The organism is Campylobacter sp. CNRCH_2015_0814 (assembly GCF_025772765.1).
In the GTDB taxonomy this organism is placed as follows: domain Bacteria; phylum Campylobacterota; class Campylobacteria; order Campylobacterales; family Campylobacteraceae; genus Campylobacter_D.
Genome location: NZ_JAKMSR010000006.1, coordinates 97,009 through 113,783 on the forward strand (window position 1 = coordinate 97,009; position 16,775 = coordinate 113,783).

Genomic DNA, 16,775 nt, shown 5'->3' on the forward strand with positions numbered 1-16,775 from the left:
TTAAAAAATACTTCTTGCAAGGCCTGATTTTACAAGCATAACTTTTAATTCTTTAATATAAGATTCATAATCAAGCTCATTTGAAGAAATAAAATTTTTAAATTTTGTGTGATAATAAATTCCTTTTTCTTCATCTGCGACTAATTTTAAAAATTGAGGTGCTTTTTCTGGGTATTTAAGTAGCATTTTATAAGCAAATACAAAAAAGCTATCGCCAAGATATTCAGGTAAAAATTCCCTAACTTCACTTGTATAATATAAAAAATCATATTGTTTATAAAGTTCTATATCGTGTATATCAATAAGTCCTTTAAAAAGTTCGAGCTTTTCTAAAAAATCACTTTTATCCATGATTAAATCTTTGGTTGCTCTTTTGGTATCAAGTGGTTCTATGGTAAGTTCTTTGCCAAATCTTTCTATGATATTATTTAAATCTCTTCTTTGTCTGATTGTAACTTGATTGACTTTAATGCAACTTTCTGGATTTTCTTCAAAATCAAAATATATGTCATCTTTTTTAATTTGACTTAAAACATCATAAACACTTTTAAAATTTTTACTATCATAAACATAAGGTTTATAATAAGCTAAATAATCACTATCTTTATCAAAACGAAAAATTCTTAAAGTTATTTGCATATTTTATCCTTGGTATTATTTTTCATTATATACATTTTAAACTTATAAAAATTTGATTATTATATAAAATTAAAAGCTTTTTGTATAAAATATTCACATGGATAAAGAAAAATTTATTGTCAACGCCTTTGCTAATTCTATCAATGGAGACGATGGGGCAATAATCGATGGATATTGTTATTCTAAAGATTTATTTTGTGAAGACGTGCATTTTAAGCGCTCTTGGATGAGTTTAGAACAAATTGGAGCAAAGGCTATGCTTGTTAATATTTCTGATGCAATTGCTATGAATGCTACACCAAAATACGCTCTTTTGGGACTTTCTTTGCCAAAATGTTTAGATATGAAACAAGTTAAAGCCTTGCAAAAAGGCTTGCTAGATAGTGCAAAAGAATTTGGAGTACAAATTATAGGCGGAGATACCATAGCGGATAATAAAATCAATATTAGTATAACTATTATTTCTAAGGTAAATAAAAGGGCTATTTTTAGAAAAGGTTTGAAAAAAGGAGATTTGCTTGCTTTTAGTGGGAAATTAGGTGAGAGTTTAAAAGGTTTAAATATATTATTTCGCGGTGGAAAATTGCATTCTAAACATCGTTTTATAAAACCTAATTTGAGACAAAAATTTTTTTATGATATAGCAAAAAAAGTTAGAGTAAGTATGGATATTTCAGATGGTTTAAATAAAGACTTATCAAGAATATTGTTTCAAAATCAACTTAATGCAAAATTTTTAAAAAAATTAGATAAATTTAGCTTAAATAGTGCAGAAGAATATGAAATTTTATTTGCTTTTGATAAAAAACATAAAGCATTTATACAAAATATGGCAAAAAAGCATAGAATTAAACTAAATATTTTTGCAAAAACAACAACAGGAAGGTATAAATTTTATGGAAGAGAACATCATTTTTAAGCCCTTATATACTTTAAAACACAGCCCGATAAATGTGTATTTTTCAAAAAATAGTAATGATTTTGTAGTAAGAGAAAAGCCTTTGTATGAATTTAGTGGTAAAGGTGAACATTTAATTTTACATATACAAAAAAAAGATCTAAGCACTAGCGAGGCTTTGAGAATTTTAAGTGAGCAAAGCGGTGTTAAAATGAGAGATTTTGGTTATAGTGGTTTAAAAGATAAACAAGGCTTAACTTTTCAATATATTTCTATGCCTAAAAAATTTGAAGAGAGTCTAAAAAAATTTAAACATGATAAGATGAAAATTTTAGAAAGTTTTTATCATGATAATAAACTTAGAATAGGGCATTTAAAAGGAAATTCATTTTTTATAAGATTAAAAAAAGTTTCAAAAGTAGATGCTTTAAAAATAGAACAAGCTTTTAAAAATATCCAAGAACAAGGTTTTGCTAATTATTTTGGATATCAGCGTTTTGGCAAATTTCAAGATAATTTTTCACAAGGACTAGAAATTTTAAAAGGCAAAAAAATCAAAAATAAAAAAATGCAAGAATTTTTAATTTCTGCTTTTCAAAGCGAGCTTTTTAATAGATATTTGAGCAAAAGGGTGGAATTATCACATTTTATTAATGAATTTAGTGAAAAAGAAATAAAACAAATTTATGGTTTAGAAAAAGAAGAAATCAAAAGTTTAAAAAATCAAAAGCAGTTTTTTAAACTTTTAAAGGGTGAAGTTTTAGGACATTATCCTTTTGGTAAATGTTTTATATGTGAAGATTTATCAAGTGAAGTAGAAAGATTTAATCAAAAAGATATTAGCGCGATGGGTCTTTTAATAGGCTCTAAAGCTTATGAAGCAAACGAAGGTTTAGCTAAAAAATTAGAAGATGAGATTTTTTCTTTTGCATATGAGTTTAAAAATAAAATGCAAGGTTCAAGGCGCTTTATGTGGTCTTATTTGCAAGATTGCAAAAGTTATTATGATGAAGAAAAAGCTCATTTTACTTTGGAGTTTTTCTTGCAAAAAGGCTCGTATGCCACAGTGATTTTAGAAGAAATTTTACACACAGATATCTTTGAACAAACTCATAATATATAATTTAAAAAATTGATATTGAGTATCAGTAAAAATTTATCTTTTATAAATTATAATAACAATTATCATTTTTATAAAAAGGAAAACTCAATGTCAGTTTTGGTTATCGGAGCGGATGAAATAACCCCAATAAAAGCAGTTTTGACAAACCTAGGTGCAAAAAGCATAGAGCATTGGGATGCTAGAAATGAAAATAGGGTAAATAGAAAACCCATTCCACAAAATACTGAATGTATAGTTATGCTTACTAGTTTTTTAAATCATAATACTATGAAAAAAATCAAAACAGAGGCAAAAAAACGCAATATACCTTTAGTTTGTGCTAAACGCAGTGTAAGTTGCGTGTATTGTGAATATTGTAAGGTTTTTGGACTTGATCAAACCTATGAGTGCGCAAAGAAGGCTTAGTGTATGTTTGGATTTAATGAAAAAGAGGATTTTATACCTAAAATATTTAGAGATTTAGAGCAAAAAAGTATTAATCATATTTTTTTAAATTTATATAATTCTTTAGTTGAAGATGATCTAAAAATACCTTATATCTATGCAAAAAAAGCTGACTGTTTAAGAAATATTTTTGAGTTAAAAATTCAAAATATGAGCATAGAAAGGACTTTGAGATTTAGCAAAATAAAACAATTTTGTCCATATTCTCATAAAATCATCAAAGCTTATAAAGAAGGAAATTTAAATCAAATACAACTTGAAGCAAAGATGCCAAAATATACTTTAGCTAAATTAATACAAAATGTGTTCTTATCGCCTAGTTTTACTTTGCCTTTACAAGTTGCTTTTGAGGCTTTTGTATATGATAAAATTTGCAAAAGCAATACCAAATCCAAAGTAAAGATTTATAAAAATATCATTATTATTAATGAAAAAATGGCAGTCATGCCTTTATTTTGTAAAGATAGTGATAAAGATATAGAGCTTGCTTTGCAATTTATAAAAGAAAATTCTTTTGAAAGATTTTATATTGTGTATCCAAGAAATAAAAATTTCACTCAACATGAAGAAATAAGACATTTTTTATGCGAAAATAATAAAACTTTGCTAAAATTAGTTCCCTATACTATTAATAATCAAATTTTAAGGAGATGTTAAATGTCAATAGCAGTAATTTATGGTAGTTCAATGGGTAATACCGAAGGTGCGGCAAACATGATCGCTCAAAAATTAGGAATTTCAGATGTATTAAATATCGCAGATATTGATGCAGAGAAAATTAATTCTTATGATAAATTAATTTGCGGAACTTCTACTTGGGGAAGTGGTGATTTTCAAGATGATTGGGATGGTTTTGATTTTTCAGCTTTAAATCTTAGCGGTAAAACTGTTGCTGTTTTTGGTATGGGAGATAGTGAAAGCTATTCAGATACATATTGCAGTGCTATGGGAAAACTTGCTCAAGCTTTAAAAGCAGCGGGTGCAAATTTGGTAGGTGCTGTTTCTACGGGTGGTTATACTTTTGAATCAAGTGAAGCCGTAGAAGGTGATAAGTTTGTAGGACTAGCATTAGATAATGATAATCATGAGGATTTAACAGAAAGTAGAATTGATGCTTGGTTAGAGCAAATTAAACCTTCTTTTTCTTAAAAATTAGATGCCTAAAAGGCATCTTTATGTTTAAAATTTTCTTTTTTTAGTTTCACTTAGCATATCTTGTGCTAAAGAATCTACTTCATTTGCAATAGTATTAGTCTGCATAGCTGTTTGAGAGTTTTGTTGTGTGAGTTTTTCTATAGTAGCTACTGATTCATTGATTTGACTAATATCATCTGCTTCTTCTTTTATGGCTTCACCCATATCATTTATTGACCGGGCTAAGATATTAGTATTAGCTTCAATCTCACCTAAAGACTTTTGAGTTCTTTCTGCTAGATTTCTAACTTCATCAGCAACAACAGCAAAGCCACGTCCATGTTCACCAGCACGTGCTGCTTCAATAGCTGCATTTAATGCAAGTAGGTTAATTTGATCTGCAATATCTGAAATTACTGTAGTTACATTTTTGATATCATTGCTTTGTTTTACTACATCTTGTGTTTTAATGGAAATTTCACTCATAGCCGAGTTCATTTGCTCTAAAGCTCTTGCACTTTCTTGCAGTGATGAGGTTTGATGTGTAGCGTCATTTGTAAGTTCTTGCATGCTTTGTTTGAGTGCTTCGGCCTTTTGGTTGAGTAATTCTCCTTGGTAAAGTGATTGTGTAAGCATGTTCTTTATCTCATCTCCAAGAGAATTTATAGCCTTTTCAATATCGCCTTTTGGTGCATTAATAGTTGCTGTGAAATCTAAGCGTTTATAGCTATCAAATACAGCTAAAATTTCGTTTAAATTACTGCCAATTTTTCTTTGTAAAGTTGTAAGCATACTATTTAACACTTTCATTAATTCTTGAATTTGAGGGTTGTTAGCATGAGAGCTAATATGCAAATCAAGCTCACCTGTTTCTATTTTTTTAGCAATATTGACAGATTCTTCAATGGCTTTTGCATCTTTGTTTAGAGCTTCTTTAATGATCTCAATGTTTTCATTAATTTCTTCTGCCATTTTTCCAAATTCATCTTGAGTTTTAAGCTTAATAGGATGAGAGTGAGAATCTTTGTGATTTAAATAATTAAAGAAATTATGTAATCCTGATGAAATGATTGCAATTGGTTTAAGATTGTAAGAAATAATCATTCTAATAAAAATCAAAGTGAAAAAAATAGCAATCAAGGAAATAATAATTTGTTCCATTAGTGTTTGTTTAGCTGCATCATTGTAAAAATCATAATCAGCTATAGAACAGATAACATATTTTGGATTAATTCCACCATTACAAATTAAAGCTCTAGTTTCATTTTCTTTTGTTTGAATTTTAAAAATATCTTTTGAAAGACTTCTATTTGTACCTTCTGGTGTTTTAAGATAATATGCAACAATATCTTTACTTGTATTGGTTGAGGTTAAAATTTTAGAAGGATCAGTGTGAAAAAGATAGGTTCCATCATGAGCTAAAACAGCAGCATGCGAATAAGAAGTTTTACCTATAGCTAAAACTTCTTCTGAGAATTTTTTTAAATCATAATCAGCCGCAACTACACCTATAACTTCACCATTTTCTATAATAGGATTGGCATAAGAAATAGTAGGTTTTTTCATGCTAGAAGATATGTATGGTTCTGTGACAATTAACTCTTTTTTTTCTTTGGCTTCTTTATACCATCCTCTAGTTCTAGGATCATATCCACTTTCTGGAGTTTGGTTGTTACCATTTGATCTAAACATAGAGCCATCTTCAAATCCTACATAAGTTAAGTCAAAACCTAAAGAATCTCCTATGGATTTTAACAAGCTAGTGTATTGTTTTGAATTTATATTATGTTTATTTTCTTTGATATATTTTGTTAAAGAATTAATTATATTACGTCTATCACTTGCATATAAATCAAATCTTTTGCTTACATCAAAAGCAACTTTTTGTTGAAATTGAACTAACAAAGTATGGCTATTAGATTTTGATTTAATATAATTAAAAACACCTAAAACACATAATAAAACTATAACAAAAATACAAACCAAAAAGGCAATTTTGTTGGAAAAATTACCTAGTAAATATTTTTTGGTAGATGAGAACATTTTTTTCTCCTTGAAAAGTTAAAAATTTAAAGTTTTACTACTATGGTAAATTATATGATTTTATTAAAAAAATATTTAAAAATTTATAAATAATATTAGGTTTTATTAAAAATACAATATATTTTAAAAGTATTTTAAAGAGAAAATTCTAATTTTTTGGAAAGTAAAATTTTATTATCAGTGTATTTTGCCCATTGTATATTTAAAGCGAAAATACAAGCTTGTGCAAGTTTTGCAAAGGGAAATTTTTTATAGTATATTCTTTCTTGCTCTTTGGTGGCTTTTTGAAAAAGAGCTTTGATTTGCACTCCTTTAATAAGATTAATAATATCTGTATCTAGCGCTATATTAACTGCTACTTTAGGGGATTTATAGGCAAGTTGAATATGTTTAGTATGTTCTTCGCTAGCAAAAATTAAAGCTAAATTTTTATCATCAAAAGCATAATAACAGCTTGCGCAATATACTCCACCATCCTCATCAAGCATACTTAAATTTAAAAGTTTTTGTGAATGGATAAATTTTTTAATTCTTTCATCCATTGTTATTGGCTTTAAGTTTTAAAATTTTTTGATAACTTAAGTGGGTTAAGAAGATTATATAAAATACTTGTAAAAATAAACCAAGTAAAGGTATGCTTGATAAAGCAAAAAAGACTAAGGTGATAATTTTAAAATATAATGGTGATGAATTTTTATAAAAATCATCAAAATTGTTTTTATCTAAGACATTGCTTAATACATCTAGTAATAAAAGTTTGTGAAATAAATAATAAAATACTCCATAATAAATCACAATGCTAACAAAAGGTATAATTAACAAGAAAGTAGCTACTACAAATAATACGCATGAGATGAGTAAAAATTTGAATGTTTTAAGTAAAATTTCTAAAGAATTTACTTCTTTTTGCATAGAATAGTTGTAGTATTTTTGGTTGATTTTTTTGACTATATAAGGAGTTAAAAAGGAAATTATAAACATAGTAAAAAATACAGAGGCAAATACTACTATAAAAAATCCTCCTATAGCACTTAAAAATGCAAGTGAAAATTGCACTATAGAAAAACTAAAAAACCAAGCCATAAAAGAGCCACTGACTACATCTTCAATATAAGAAAAAAATACATCATAACTATAATACACTAGCAGGGCAAAAATAACCAAGCTGATTAAAAAAGGCAAAGTTGAGAATTTTAAAAAAGGCTTGCTAAGAAAATCTTGCAAGCTTAGGTATAGTATATTCATTTAATTTGCTTATAAGCATCTTGAAGTTTTTGATAGATTTCTTTATAATCTAGTGTTTCTTTTAAAATTTGATTTAAAACTTCGTTATCTTCTGTGCCATTCCAAGTTTTTTTATAAGTGCCTTCTTTGTAGCCGTTTTCTTGTCTGAATTGATTTAATATATTTTTTCCAATATAGGTTTTATAAAGCTCAAAGAAATTTAAACCACATTTTCTCGCTAAAACAAAATATGCACTCAAAAGTTCACCTAAATCATAATCAAAACCACTGCATTTGTGGATAATAAGCTCAATATCATTTAAAATTCCATAGATATCTGCTTCATTTGGATTAGAAGTTTCTTTGCAAAAGTCATCAAAAAAAGTTACAGAAGAAACTTCCTCTGCTATGAAATTTTTATCATCTATTTGTTTTTCTTTGTATTCTTCTAAAATCAAACTTAAAATAAAATGCCATATATCCACTATTTCAATGCGCACATTGTCCCAGTTTGCAGGAGTGTGTATGCTTTTCCAATGTTTCCAAGCAAAAGAATCAATAAGCTCAGCACACTCCATATAAATACATCTTCTAAAACTAATCAATTTGCCTTCTTTGGTATAGCCATTTTCCCATCCTATACCATTGGTATCATCATTTAGTTTTTGCTGGAGTTCTAGCATGCTTTTTAAAATATCTTTTACTTCCATGTTATTTCCTTTTTTAAGCATAAAATCCAAATTCTTTATCGTCTTCTTCTTTTTGTTCTTTTTGTTTGTTATATTGTTCCCAAATTTCTTCTAGTAATTTAGTGCTATCTTGGAAAATTTGTTTTTTAATATCTTCAAGATCAGTTTTATTCATTTCTTTGTTTAAACTCTTATCCATGGTGTTAAATAACTCATGTAAAGTAGCCTTTTTATGTTCTTCATTTTTTGGTTCAGGTAAGGCATCGCCAATTTTCATTGCAGTGGTAATGAGCTCTTTTGGTTTTAAGGTTCCAACTCTTGAGTTTTTCATAAACTCATCGATTTGAGGTTGTACTTTGGCTACTGCTTCTTTTATTTCTTCAATTTCTTCTTGTGAAAGTTTAGTTCCACTATATGAAAATGAAAAACCAAATTGATTTCTTAAACTCAAAGATGCTGAATTTCCATCTTTATCTAATTTTGCTTCTTTTTTATCATACATAGAAAAAGAAAGATGGTTGCCATTTTTTGTTTTAATATCCATAGAAAAATTTTGAGAATTGTAGCTAGAAATTTGCATAGCTTTTCCTTTCAAGTAAAGATAAGGTTATATCGTCAAAATAACCAAATCTTGAATAAATTTGCAAAGTTTTGCACTTTGCAAATTTCAAATATTTAGGGAGATAAATATTTTAGCATTAAGTCTTTAAATGCTCGTTAAATCCCAAAATAATTTTAATAATTTTTCGTTTTTTGCACATATTAAAATTTGCTCTTTGTTATGTGTCTTTTTGCATGCTTTTAGAGCTTGTTTTAAATGTTCTTTTAAAGAAAAAATCAATCCAAAAGCAATACCTTCTTTATCTAAGCCGCCTAGAATATAAATTAAAGGCATGCGCATTGATTTAGAAACATCAAGTTTTGCTTGTTCATTAATTGTGATTTTAAAATCAAATTTGCTAGGATGTTTAAACTTATAAGCTAAAGCAAGATCTAAAAACTCATCTAAATGGTTTAATTTTTTTCCACTAATAAATGGATATATAAAATAAAATAAGTCTAAGATATTATTGCTAGTTTTACTTTCATCACCATAATTTTCTTGTATAAAATCATAATATGTTTTAAATTGCTCTTGGTAATTTTGCACTAAAGTCATAGCCATTTTGGTTTTTGCAAAATTATTTAAGAAAACTTTAGGATTAGCTTCAAAACTAAAATCTAAAAAATTAATCTTTGTATCATTTTGATAAAAAATCCCACTAGTGTCACTTTCTAAATCTAGTAAAATATTATTTGAATTAAGCTCATTGATGGAACTATTATGGACTATTTTATCATCTAATAAAATAGAAAAATCATTATAAGCAAATTCATTACTCATAGGTTTTTCATAAAAACCAAAATCATCCCAAAAATTTTCTTCACTACAAGCAATGCATCCATGTCCTGCAGCTACCGGCCAAGAGGTTTTGGAGTTAAATTTAACCTTAGGACAATTATTATAAGCATAAGGTCCTTTGCAACCTACTTTAAAAAGACAATAACCTTGTTTTATATTTTCATCATCAAAACTTTGAGCAAAATTTCCTGCTTCAAATTTAGCTTTTCTTTCGCATAAATCATGCAAGCATTTACCATAAAAGGCTAAAGGTCTATTTTGCTCATCTAAAGCCATATCTTGCTCAAATAATATATAAAAACAAAGTGCTGCGATGATATTTACATCACTTGGGGGACAACCTGGTATATTGATTACTTTTTCTTCTAAGACTTTAGAAATTCCTATGCTTTTGGTAGGATTTGGATATGCAGCTTGAATTCCTCCATAGCTTGAGCAAGTTCCCATAGCAAAGATTGTTTTAGCATTTTTAGCACATTTTTGTAAAATTTCATATCCATTTTCACCATGTGCTCCTATGGTTAGATAAAAAGGATCTATAGCACAAACTCCACCTTCAACAGCTAAAAGAAAATCTTTTTTTTCTAAAACTTCCTCTAAATGTGATTCTGCTTGATGTCCGCTAGCACTCATAAAGGTTTCATGATACTCTAAGGAAATAAAATCAAAAATTAAATCCAAAAAATCTGGCAATGAAGTTCTAAGTAAGCTCTCGCTACACCCTGTGCATTCACTTAAATGAAGCCATATGAGACTAGGTGGGGTGTGAAGTTGAAAATATCTATGCGCCAAAGGGCTAAATTCATTTGGTAAGCCTAAAATTTTAATGATAGAATTTACGGCCTCTAATGAGATATTTTTTTCTTCTTTGCGAGAGTTTTCTAATAGAGTGATTTTATGCTCTAATATGCTTTTTAATTCTTCATTGTCCAAAGACATTTTTTAACCTTTAGCTATTTGTATCATATTTAAAAAATCATTTGCATTTAATGCAGCTGAACCTATCAATACTCCATCGCAATTTTTTAAAGCGCAAATTTCTTTAATATTGCTTTGATTAACACTTCCGCCATATAAAAGCTTAGCATTAGTAAATTCTCTTAAGAAATTAAGTATAGTGTTGATATCATCAAGATTAGCACTAACTCCTGTACCTATAGAATAAATAGGCTCATAAGCTATGATAAGTTTTTTATAAGATAGATCAATATTTTCAATTTGTTTTTTTAAAAAATCCAAGCTTTTGTTAGCTTTTTTAGTTTCTAAGCTTTCGCCTATGCAATAAATGATATTAAAATCAAGATTTTTTGCAAAGTCAAATTTAGCCTTTAAAAAGCTTTCATCTTCCTTTAAAGCTCTTCTTTCAGAATGGCCTATTAAAACGCTTTTGATATTAAATTCTTCTAAGTGAATTTTACCTATTTCCCCAGTATATGCTCCATTTTCGCAAGGGTAGAAATTTTGCGCGCCTTGTTGAAATGAAAAATTGTCTTTTAAGAAAGCTATGCTAGGAGGGAAGATGAAAATTTCATCTTCTTTGTTTAAGTTTTGGTTTAATTTTTGAGCGTAAAGTTCAAAGCTTGATCTTGTATGATTACACTTTAAATTTGCTGCAAAAATCATTCATTATCCTTTATAGTCAAAGGTTTTACACCAGGAAGTTCTTTTCCTTCTATAAGCTCTAATGATGCTCCACCACCGGTTGAAATGAAAGTCATCTCATCAGCATCACCTGCTCTTGCTACGACATCAGCAGTATCGCCACCACCTATTACAGTTGTTGCATGAGATTCGCTAATATAATGACTCATTTTAATGCTACCTTTTGAGAATTTATCGATTTCAAAAACCCCCATAGGTCCATTCCACCATATAGTTTGAGCATCAGAAAGTGCTTCTTTAAACAACCTTACACTAGCAGGACCTATATCAAGCCCCATCCAACCCGCAGGAATTTCTTGCACAGGAGTGTATTTCATCACCGCTTCTTGAGAGCAAGTTTGTGCTGCTGTAACATCCACAGGAAGATAAATTTTCACCCCTAGATTTTTACCTTTGAGCAAGATTTTATTTGCTTCTTCAATTAAATCTTCTTCTAAGAGAGAATTTCCTATATCATAACCTTGAGCTTTTAAGAAAGTAAAGGCCATACCACCACCTATGATGAGCTTATCTACTTTTGGAAGTAAGTTAGTTAAAGCTTGCAATTTCCCACTTACTTTAGAACCACCTACTACTGCCACAAAAGGTCGTGCAGGGTGTTTGATGAGATTGCTTGCAAATTCGATTTCTTTTTGGAGTAAAAATCCTGCACCCTTATTTGCATTATCAAAGTATTTTGTAATAGCTTCAACGCTAGCATGAGCTCTATGGCAAACCCCAAAAGCATCATTAATATAAACATCAGCCATAGAAGCAAGTTCTTTGGCTAAGTTTTCATCATTCTTGGTTTCACCCTTTTCAAAGCGTAAATTTTCTAAAAGCAAAATTTCACTTGATTTTAATTCGCTAGCTTTTTTCTTTGCATCTTCACCTATAACATCTTTAGCCATAATGACTTCTTTAGACATTAAACGCGCAAGTCTTTTTGCAACTGGCTCTAAAGAGTATTTTGAAGCTATTTCTTTTGGACGCCCTAAATGTGAAGCTAAAATAACTGCACAGCCATTGTCTAAACAATATCTTATAGTAGGGATAGCCGAGCGAATACGACGATCATCAGTGATATTTAAAAACTCATCTTGAGGAACATTAAAATCACATCTAATAAACACTTTTTTCTTTGCAAGATCAATATCTTTAATCGATAAAATACTACTCATCTTAAGCCTTTGCTACAAATACTGCCATATCTACTAAACGAGAAGAATATCCCCATTCATTATCATACCAAGCAACCACTTTAACAAAATCATCACAAATAACTTGAGTTAAATCACTTGCTACAATCGCACCATAAGAGCAAGTTATAAAATCACTTGAAACTCTTTCTTCATCATCAACCAATAATATACCTTTTAAATTGCTAGCAGCTGCTTTTCTAAAGGCTTCATTGATTTCTTCTTTACTTACTTTTTTCTTTAAAGTTGCAGTTAAATCCACAGTTGATACATCAGCTACAGGTACACGCATACTTTGACCGTGTAATTTTCCATCAAGCTCAGGCATAACAAGTTTCATAGCTTTTGCTGCACCAGTTGATGTAGGAATGATATTTTGCGCAGCAGCACGTGATCTTCTTTTATCTCTTGCTTTTGCATCAATAATGCTTTGTCCGTTTGTGTAGGCATGTATAGTAGTCATTAAACCTTTTTCTATGCCAAAATTATCTTGCAAAACTCTACAAATTGGTCCTAGGCAGTTAGTGGTGCAACTTGCATTTGAGATGATGTTTTCGCCTTTATATTCGTGAGCATTTACTCCTAAAACATAAGTTGGAGTTTTATCTTTTGCAGGTGCACTCATGATAACTTTTTGCACCCCATGATCTAAAAATCCTTGACATTTTTCCATAGTTAAGTGTGCGCCAGTACACTCTAAAACAATTTGTGCACCATATTTTGCAAAGTCTAAATCCGCTACATTTCTGCTTTTTAAAACTTTTATTTTTTTATTATCAATTATTAAATCATCACCATCATTTTCAACACTACCATCGTATACCCCATGAACAGTGTCATATTTAAAAAGATATTTAGTAAGCTCTATATCAGTAGTATCATTAATCGCTACAAGTTCGATATCATCGCGCTTCATAATAATTCTTGCAACACATCTTCCAATGCGTCCAAAACCATTTATTGCAACTTTTACAGCCATTTTCATTTCCTTTTTATGATTAAGTAGGTAAAATTCTACTAAAAAAAGGTTAAATTTTAATGAAAATCGCACTTTTTGGTGGCAGTTTTGATCCACCCCATTTAGGGCATAATGCTATAGTCTTTAATGCACTAGCAAATTTAGAGCTTGATAAACTCATTATTATGCCAACTTTTATTAGCCCCTTTAAGCAAGAATTTACAGCAAATGAGCAAAGACGCTTAAAATGGTGTGAGATGATTTGGGGAGGTTTGGAAAAAGTTGAAATTTGTGATTTTGAAATAAAAAAACAAAGACCCGTACCTAGTATAGAAAGTGTTGATTTTTTGCATAAGCAATATGAAATTTCTAAATTTTATCTTATTTTGGGAGCTGATCATTTACGAAGTCTTGAAAAATGGCATGAATTTGAAAGATTGCAAAATTTGGTAGAATTTGTTGTAGCCAAAAGAGATAGTATTTTTATACCAAAACATTTTAAAACTTTAGATACTAAAGTAAATATCTCTTCTTCTTTTATAAGAGAAACCTTGCAAACATCGCAAGTTTGTGAGCAAATCAAAGAAGAAGTTAAGCTTTATTATTCTAAATTTAAAAATATTTAACAAAAGGAAAATAATGCAAGAAAGAATTAATAATATAGTACAGATTTTAGATGATAAAAAAGCAGATTTAATAGAAACTTTTGATATGCAAGATAAAGATTATTTTGTTAAATTTGTAGTGATTGCTACTACTATGGGGGAAAGACATGCGCTTTCTTTGATTGATGATTTAAAAACCAATCTTAAAAGTAAGGGTGAAGAGTTTTTAAATATAGAAAGTAGCGAAGAATGGACTGTGCTTGATTTAGGTGATATTTTAATTCATTTAATGAGTGAAACTTATAGAGCAAAATATAATATAGAAGAATTTTTAAAAAGTCTAAATAAAGAAAATCAAAACTAGGATTAAGATTTGGATAATCTAATCACTGAATTATCAGATTTAGCTAAAGAATATTTTGAAAATTCAGAATTTGAAAAATGCGATGAGGTTTTAAGTGAACTTATAGCTTTTTGCAAAGGCGAGGTTACGCTTGCTCAAGATGGTAAAATGATTTTTATAGATGATGAAGACAAACATCGTTTGCTTTTAGAAGCTTACCATAATAGAGCGCTTTGTAGATTTAATTGTTTGAAATTTCAAGAAGCACTTAAAGATGCAACCATAGCTGTAGAATTTGATCCTAGTAATGTATTTTTATTTAATCTTTTGGGTCTATGTAATTTTAAATTAGATTTATTACAAGAAGCACTTTTGGCTTTTAATAAAACTATAGCGCTAGATAATGCATATTATTTAGCATATTTTAATAGGGCTAGAGTTTATATACTTTTAGATGAGCACACAAAAGCTTTAAAAGATTTGCAAACTTGTATTGATTTGGCTCCAGAATATTATATGGCTTATTATACTAGAGCTATTACTTTGCTTAGTGTTGATCCAAAACAAGCTTTGATTGATTTTAAAAAGTCTCAAGATTTAGGATTTGAATCCTCGCAGATTTTTTATTATCAAGGTGTAGCTTGTGAGAATTTGGAAGATTATCAAAAAGCTATAGAATTTTTTACTAAGACGATTGAGCAAGATGAGAGTTTTGCTGATGCGTATTATAAAAGGGCTAATAATAAACGTAAAGTTGATGATTTAGAAGGAGCTTTGCAAGATTGTTTAAAATCTATTGGGCTAGACAATGAAAATGCAATGGCATATTTGATTTTGGGACATATTTATAAAGACTTAGAAAAGATAGAATTATCAATAGATGCTTTTAAAAAATCAATCGATTTAGATGAAAATTTACAATATCCATGTTTTGCATTAGCTAGAGTTTTGTATGATTTAAAAGATTATGAACAAGCTTTGAGGTATTATGATAAAACAATTGAGCTTTATGAAGAATACGCTCAAGCATATATTAATAGAGGCAACACTAAAATTAACCTAAAAATGATTGAAGAGGCTATAGAAGATTTTGATTTAGCAGCTAAATATTATCAAGAAAGAGCAAGAAAGCATGATTTTACTCCATCAGAATTAGCAGAACTTGAACACGCAGTTCCTTATGGTTTTTATCATTTGGGTAATAGTTTATATGAAATAGACAAATATGATGAAGCTTTGATAAGTTATGAAAAAGCTTTGAAATATCAAAAAGAATATCCTGATGTGTTTTTTAATAGGGCTTATTTAAAATCTGATCTTGAAAAATACGAGGAAGCTTTAGAAGATAGCGAATTAGCTGTTAAATACTATAAAAAGCAAAATAATACTCAAGATTATGTTAATTCTCTTTCTCAAAGAGCTTGGATCAAAAGCAAGCTTGAAAGATTTCAAGAAGCTATGGATGAATACAATGAGCTTATAAAAACATATAAAGATTATATTGATTTAAAAGATGTATTACTTGAAAGAGCATATTGTGCAAAAGAACTTGAATCTTATGAAGAATTAATAGCTTATTGTAATGCAGCGTATAAGGTGGATAAAAATAATTTTAAACTTTATTTTTGGCGAGGAATTGCTAAATATAATTTAAGCTTAGAAGAAGAAGCTATAGAAGATTTAAATAAGGCTTTAAAAATTGATAAAAACCATAATGGAGCAAAGTATTATAAGGGGCTTTGTTATGAAGATCTTTATATGTTTGAAGAAGCTATAAAATGTTACGATAGTGTGATTTTAAGTAATGAAGAAGATGATGAATCATATTTTCATAGAGCAAAATGTAAAAGAAATCTTGAAAAATATAATGAAGCTTTAAAAGATATCAATGAATGCTTAAAAATAATTGATGATATTGGGGAGTATTGGATAGAAAAAGCACAAATTTTAAGCTTTTTAGGAAAATATGATGAAAGCTTCAAAGCAGCAAAAAAAGCAAGTGAGCTTGAACCAAAATCATATGAGTGTTATCATTTTATGGGTGCAGTTAAAGTGTATTCGCAAGATTTTAAAGAAGCTATAAAATATCTTAATATGGCTTTAAATTTAGATGAAAGTCAAAATTGGACACATTATTATAAGGCAGAGTGTTTAAGAAATTTAGGTGATTTTCACGATGCATTGCAATGTTATGAAGATTGCTTAAAGATAACAAAAGAAAATACTGATGCTTTGGTGGGAAAAATTCAGTGTTTAGAAGAGCTAAAAGAATACGAGCAAGCTTTAGAGTGTACTAAAGAATTATTAAAGCTTGATGAAGAAAATGAATTTGCATTAAAAAATCAAAATATTTTAATGCAAAAATTAAAACAGCAAAATAAAAAATGGTGGCAAATTTGGAATTAAGCTTTGTGTGATTTATTATTTGTGCAG

At 28.8% G+C, this 16,775-nt stretch carries 18 protein-coding genes and 1 pseudogene; 8 read left to right on the forward strand and 11 right to left on the reverse strand.

Going from position 1 to position 16,775, the window contains the following annotated elements; all coding sequences use genetic code 11:
• Positions 1-639 (reverse strand): DUF5644 domain-containing protein, encoded by a 639-nt coding sequence (locus L8X24_RS04725; protein WP_257396275.1) that lies wholly within the window; start codon positions 637-639, stop codon positions 1-3.
• A gap of 97 nt (positions 640-736) precedes the next feature.
• On the opposite strand from L8X24_RS04725, the gene L8X24_RS04730 reads away from it, so the two are divergent.
• The 5 genes from L8X24_RS04730 to fldA all read left to right on the forward strand — a co-directional run bounded on the left by L8X24_RS04730 (position 737) and on the right by fldA (position 4,253).
• Complete coding sequence (locus tag L8X24_RS04730; RefSeq protein ID WP_263663830.1) at positions 737-1,558, forward strand: thiamine-phosphate kinase; 822 nt, start codon at positions 737-739, stop codon at positions 1,556-1,558.
• A complete protein-coding gene (truD, locus tag L8X24_RS04735) occupies positions 1,527-2,660 on the forward strand; it encodes a tRNA pseudouridine(13) synthase TruD (RefSeq protein ID WP_263663853.1) in 1,134 nt (377 codons plus the stop codon). The genes L8X24_RS04730 and truD overlap by 32 nt, the downstream gene beginning before the upstream one ends.
• Before the next feature lie 87 nt (positions 2,661-2,747).
• Entirely contained in the window at positions 2,748-3,065 is a 318-nt protein-coding gene (locus L8X24_RS04740; protein ID WP_012661148.1) for a DUF2325 domain-containing protein, read from the forward strand.
• Positions 3,066-3,068: 3 nt separating this feature from the next.
• Entirely contained in the window at positions 3,069-3,761 is a 693-nt protein-coding gene (locus tag L8X24_RS04745) for a hypothetical protein (protein ID WP_263663831.1), read from the forward strand.
• Entirely contained in the window at positions 3,762-4,253 is a 492-nt protein-coding gene (gene fldA, locus L8X24_RS04750; RefSeq protein ID WP_240388293.1) for a flavodoxin FldA, read from the forward strand.
• Between the two features lie 30 nt (positions 4,254-4,283).
• Here the strand turns inward: fldA and L8X24_RS07980 are convergent, their stop codons facing one another.
• The 10 genes and pseudogenes from L8X24_RS07980 to gap form a co-directional block, all read right to left on the reverse strand.
• Complete coding sequence (locus L8X24_RS07980) at positions 4,284-5,399, reverse strand: methyl-accepting chemotaxis protein (RefSeq protein ID WP_412175328.1); 1,116 nt, start codon at positions 5,397-5,399, stop codon at positions 4,284-4,286.
• Between the two features lie 231 nt (positions 5,400-5,630).
• Positions 5,631-6,281, reverse strand: a pseudogene (locus L8X24_RS07985) (cache domain-containing protein); the annotation flags it as partial.
• 134 nt (positions 6,282-6,415) lie between these two features.
• A complete protein-coding gene (locus L8X24_RS04760; RefSeq protein ID WP_263663833.1) occupies positions 6,416-6,823 on the reverse strand; it encodes a pyridoxamine 5'-phosphate oxidase family protein in 408 nt (135 codons plus the stop codon).
• Positions 6,816-7,526, reverse strand: a complete 711-nt coding sequence (locus L8X24_RS04765; RefSeq protein WP_263663834.1) for an EI24 domain-containing protein — start codon at positions 7,524-7,526, stop codon at positions 6,816-6,818. Before L8X24_RS04765 ends, L8X24_RS04760 begins: the two co-directional genes overlap by 8 nt.
• Entirely contained in the window at positions 7,523-8,215 is a 693-nt protein-coding gene (locus L8X24_RS04770) for a dUTP diphosphatase (RefSeq protein ID WP_240390174.1), read from the reverse strand. Before L8X24_RS04770 ends, L8X24_RS04765 begins: the two co-directional genes overlap by 4 nt.
• Positions 8,216-8,228: 13 nt before the next feature.
• A complete protein-coding gene (locus L8X24_RS04775; protein ID WP_263663835.1) occupies positions 8,229-8,774 on the reverse strand; it encodes an ATP-binding protein in 546 nt (181 codons plus the stop codon).
• A gap of 126 nt (positions 8,775-8,900) precedes the next feature.
• Positions 8,901-10,535 (reverse strand): hydrogenase small subunit, encoded by a 1,635-nt coding sequence (locus L8X24_RS04780; RefSeq protein ID WP_263663836.1) that lies wholly within the window; start codon positions 10,533-10,535, stop codon positions 8,901-8,903.
• 3 nt (positions 10,536-10,538) lie between these two features.
• Entirely contained in the window at positions 10,539-11,219 is a 681-nt protein-coding gene (locus L8X24_RS04785) for a triose-phosphate isomerase (protein ID WP_263663837.1), read from the reverse strand.
• On the reverse strand, positions 11,216-12,418 hold the full coding sequence (locus L8X24_RS04790; protein WP_263663838.1) for a phosphoglycerate kinase: 1,203 nt from the start codon (positions 12,416-12,418) through the stop codon (positions 11,216-11,218). Before L8X24_RS04790 ends, L8X24_RS04785 begins: the two co-directional genes overlap by 4 nt.
• Before the next feature lies 1 nt (position 12,419).
• On the reverse strand, positions 12,420-13,415 hold the full coding sequence (gap, locus tag L8X24_RS04795; protein WP_039628046.1) for a type I glyceraldehyde-3-phosphate dehydrogenase: 996 nt from the start codon (positions 13,413-13,415) through the stop codon (positions 12,420-12,422).
• A gap of 59 nt (positions 13,416-13,474) precedes the next feature.
• Between gap and nadD the strand changes: the two genes are divergently transcribed.
• The 3 genes from nadD to L8X24_RS04810 are packed head-to-tail and all read left to right on the forward strand — an operon-like array spanning position 13,475 to position 16,748.
• Positions 13,475-14,020, forward strand: coding sequence for a nicotinate (nicotinamide) nucleotide adenylyltransferase (nadD, locus tag L8X24_RS04800; protein WP_263663839.1), 546 nt, complete (start codon positions 13,475-13,477; stop codon positions 14,018-14,020).
• A gap of 13 nt (positions 14,021-14,033) precedes the next feature.
• Positions 14,034-14,363 carry a ribosome silencing factor gene (gene rsfS / locus L8X24_RS04805; RefSeq protein ID WP_012661160.1) on the forward strand — a complete coding sequence of 110 codons (330 nt, stop codon included), beginning with the start codon at positions 14,034-14,036 and terminating at the stop codon, positions 14,361-14,363.
• A 9-nt stretch (positions 14,364-14,372) separates the two neighbouring features.
• A complete protein-coding gene (locus tag L8X24_RS04810) occupies positions 14,373-16,748 on the forward strand; it encodes a tetratricopeptide repeat protein (RefSeq protein WP_263663840.1) in 2,376 nt (791 codons plus the stop codon).
• Positions 16,749-16,775: the final 27 nt, after the last annotated feature.

What these genes read in the sequence shown, in the direction of transcription:
- L8X24_RS04725 (WP_257396275.1), bottom strand. Translation starts at nt 639, where the DNA reads ATGCAAATAACTTTAAGAATTTTTCGTTTTGATAAAGATAGTGATTAT.
- L8X24_RS04730 (WP_263663830.1), top strand. Translation starts at nt 737, where the DNA reads ATGGATAAAGAAAAATTTATTGTCAACGCCTTTGCTAATTCTATCAAT.
- L8X24_RS04740 (WP_012661148.1), top strand. Translation starts at nt 2,748, where the DNA reads ATGTCAGTTTTGGTTATCGGAGCGGATGAAATAACCCCAATAAAAGCA.
- L8X24_RS04745 (WP_263663831.1), top strand. Translation starts at nt 3,069, where the DNA reads ATGTTTGGATTTAATGAAAAAGAGGATTTTATACCTAAAATATTTAGA.
- fldA (WP_240388293.1), top strand. Translation starts at nt 3,762, where the DNA reads ATGTCAATAGCAGTAATTTATGGTAGTTCAATGGGTAATACCGAAGGT.
- L8X24_RS07980 (WP_412175328.1), bottom strand. Translation starts at nt 5,399, where the DNA reads ATGGAACAAATTATTATTTCCTTGATTGCTATTTTTTTCACTTTGATT.
- L8X24_RS04760 (WP_263663833.1), bottom strand. Translation starts at nt 6,823, where the DNA reads ATGGATGAAAGAATTAAAAAATTTATCCATTCACAAAAACTTTTAAAT.
- L8X24_RS04765 (WP_263663834.1), bottom strand. Translation starts at nt 7,526, where the DNA reads ATGAATATACTATACCTAAGCTTGCAAGATTTTCTTAGCAAGCCTTTT.
- L8X24_RS04770 (WP_240390174.1), bottom strand. Translation starts at nt 8,215, where the DNA reads ATGGAAGTAAAAGATATTTTAAAAAGCATGCTAGAACTCCAGCAAAAA.
- L8X24_RS04775 (WP_263663835.1), bottom strand. Translation starts at nt 8,774, where the DNA reads ATGCAAATTTCTAGCTACAATTCTCAAAATTTTTCTATGGATATTAAA.
- L8X24_RS04780 (WP_263663836.1), bottom strand. Translation starts at nt 10,535, where the DNA reads ATGTCTTTGGACAATGAAGAATTAAAAAGCATATTAGAGCATAAAATC.
- L8X24_RS04785 (WP_263663837.1), bottom strand. Translation starts at nt 11,219, where the DNA reads ATGATTTTTGCAGCAAATTTAAAGTGTAATCATACAAGATCAAGCTTT.
- L8X24_RS04790 (WP_263663838.1), bottom strand. Translation starts at nt 12,418, where the DNA reads ATGAGTAGTATTTTATCGATTAAAGATATTGATCTTGCAAAGAAAAAA.
- gap (WP_039628046.1), bottom strand. Translation starts at nt 13,415, where the DNA reads ATGGCTGTAAAAGTTGCAATAAATGGTTTTGGACGCATTGGAAGATGT.
- nadD (WP_263663839.1), top strand. Translation starts at nt 13,475, where the DNA reads ATGAAAATCGCACTTTTTGGTGGCAGTTTTGATCCACCCCATTTAGGG.
- rsfS (WP_012661160.1), top strand. Translation starts at nt 14,034, where the DNA reads ATGCAAGAAAGAATTAATAATATAGTACAGATTTTAGATGATAAAAAA.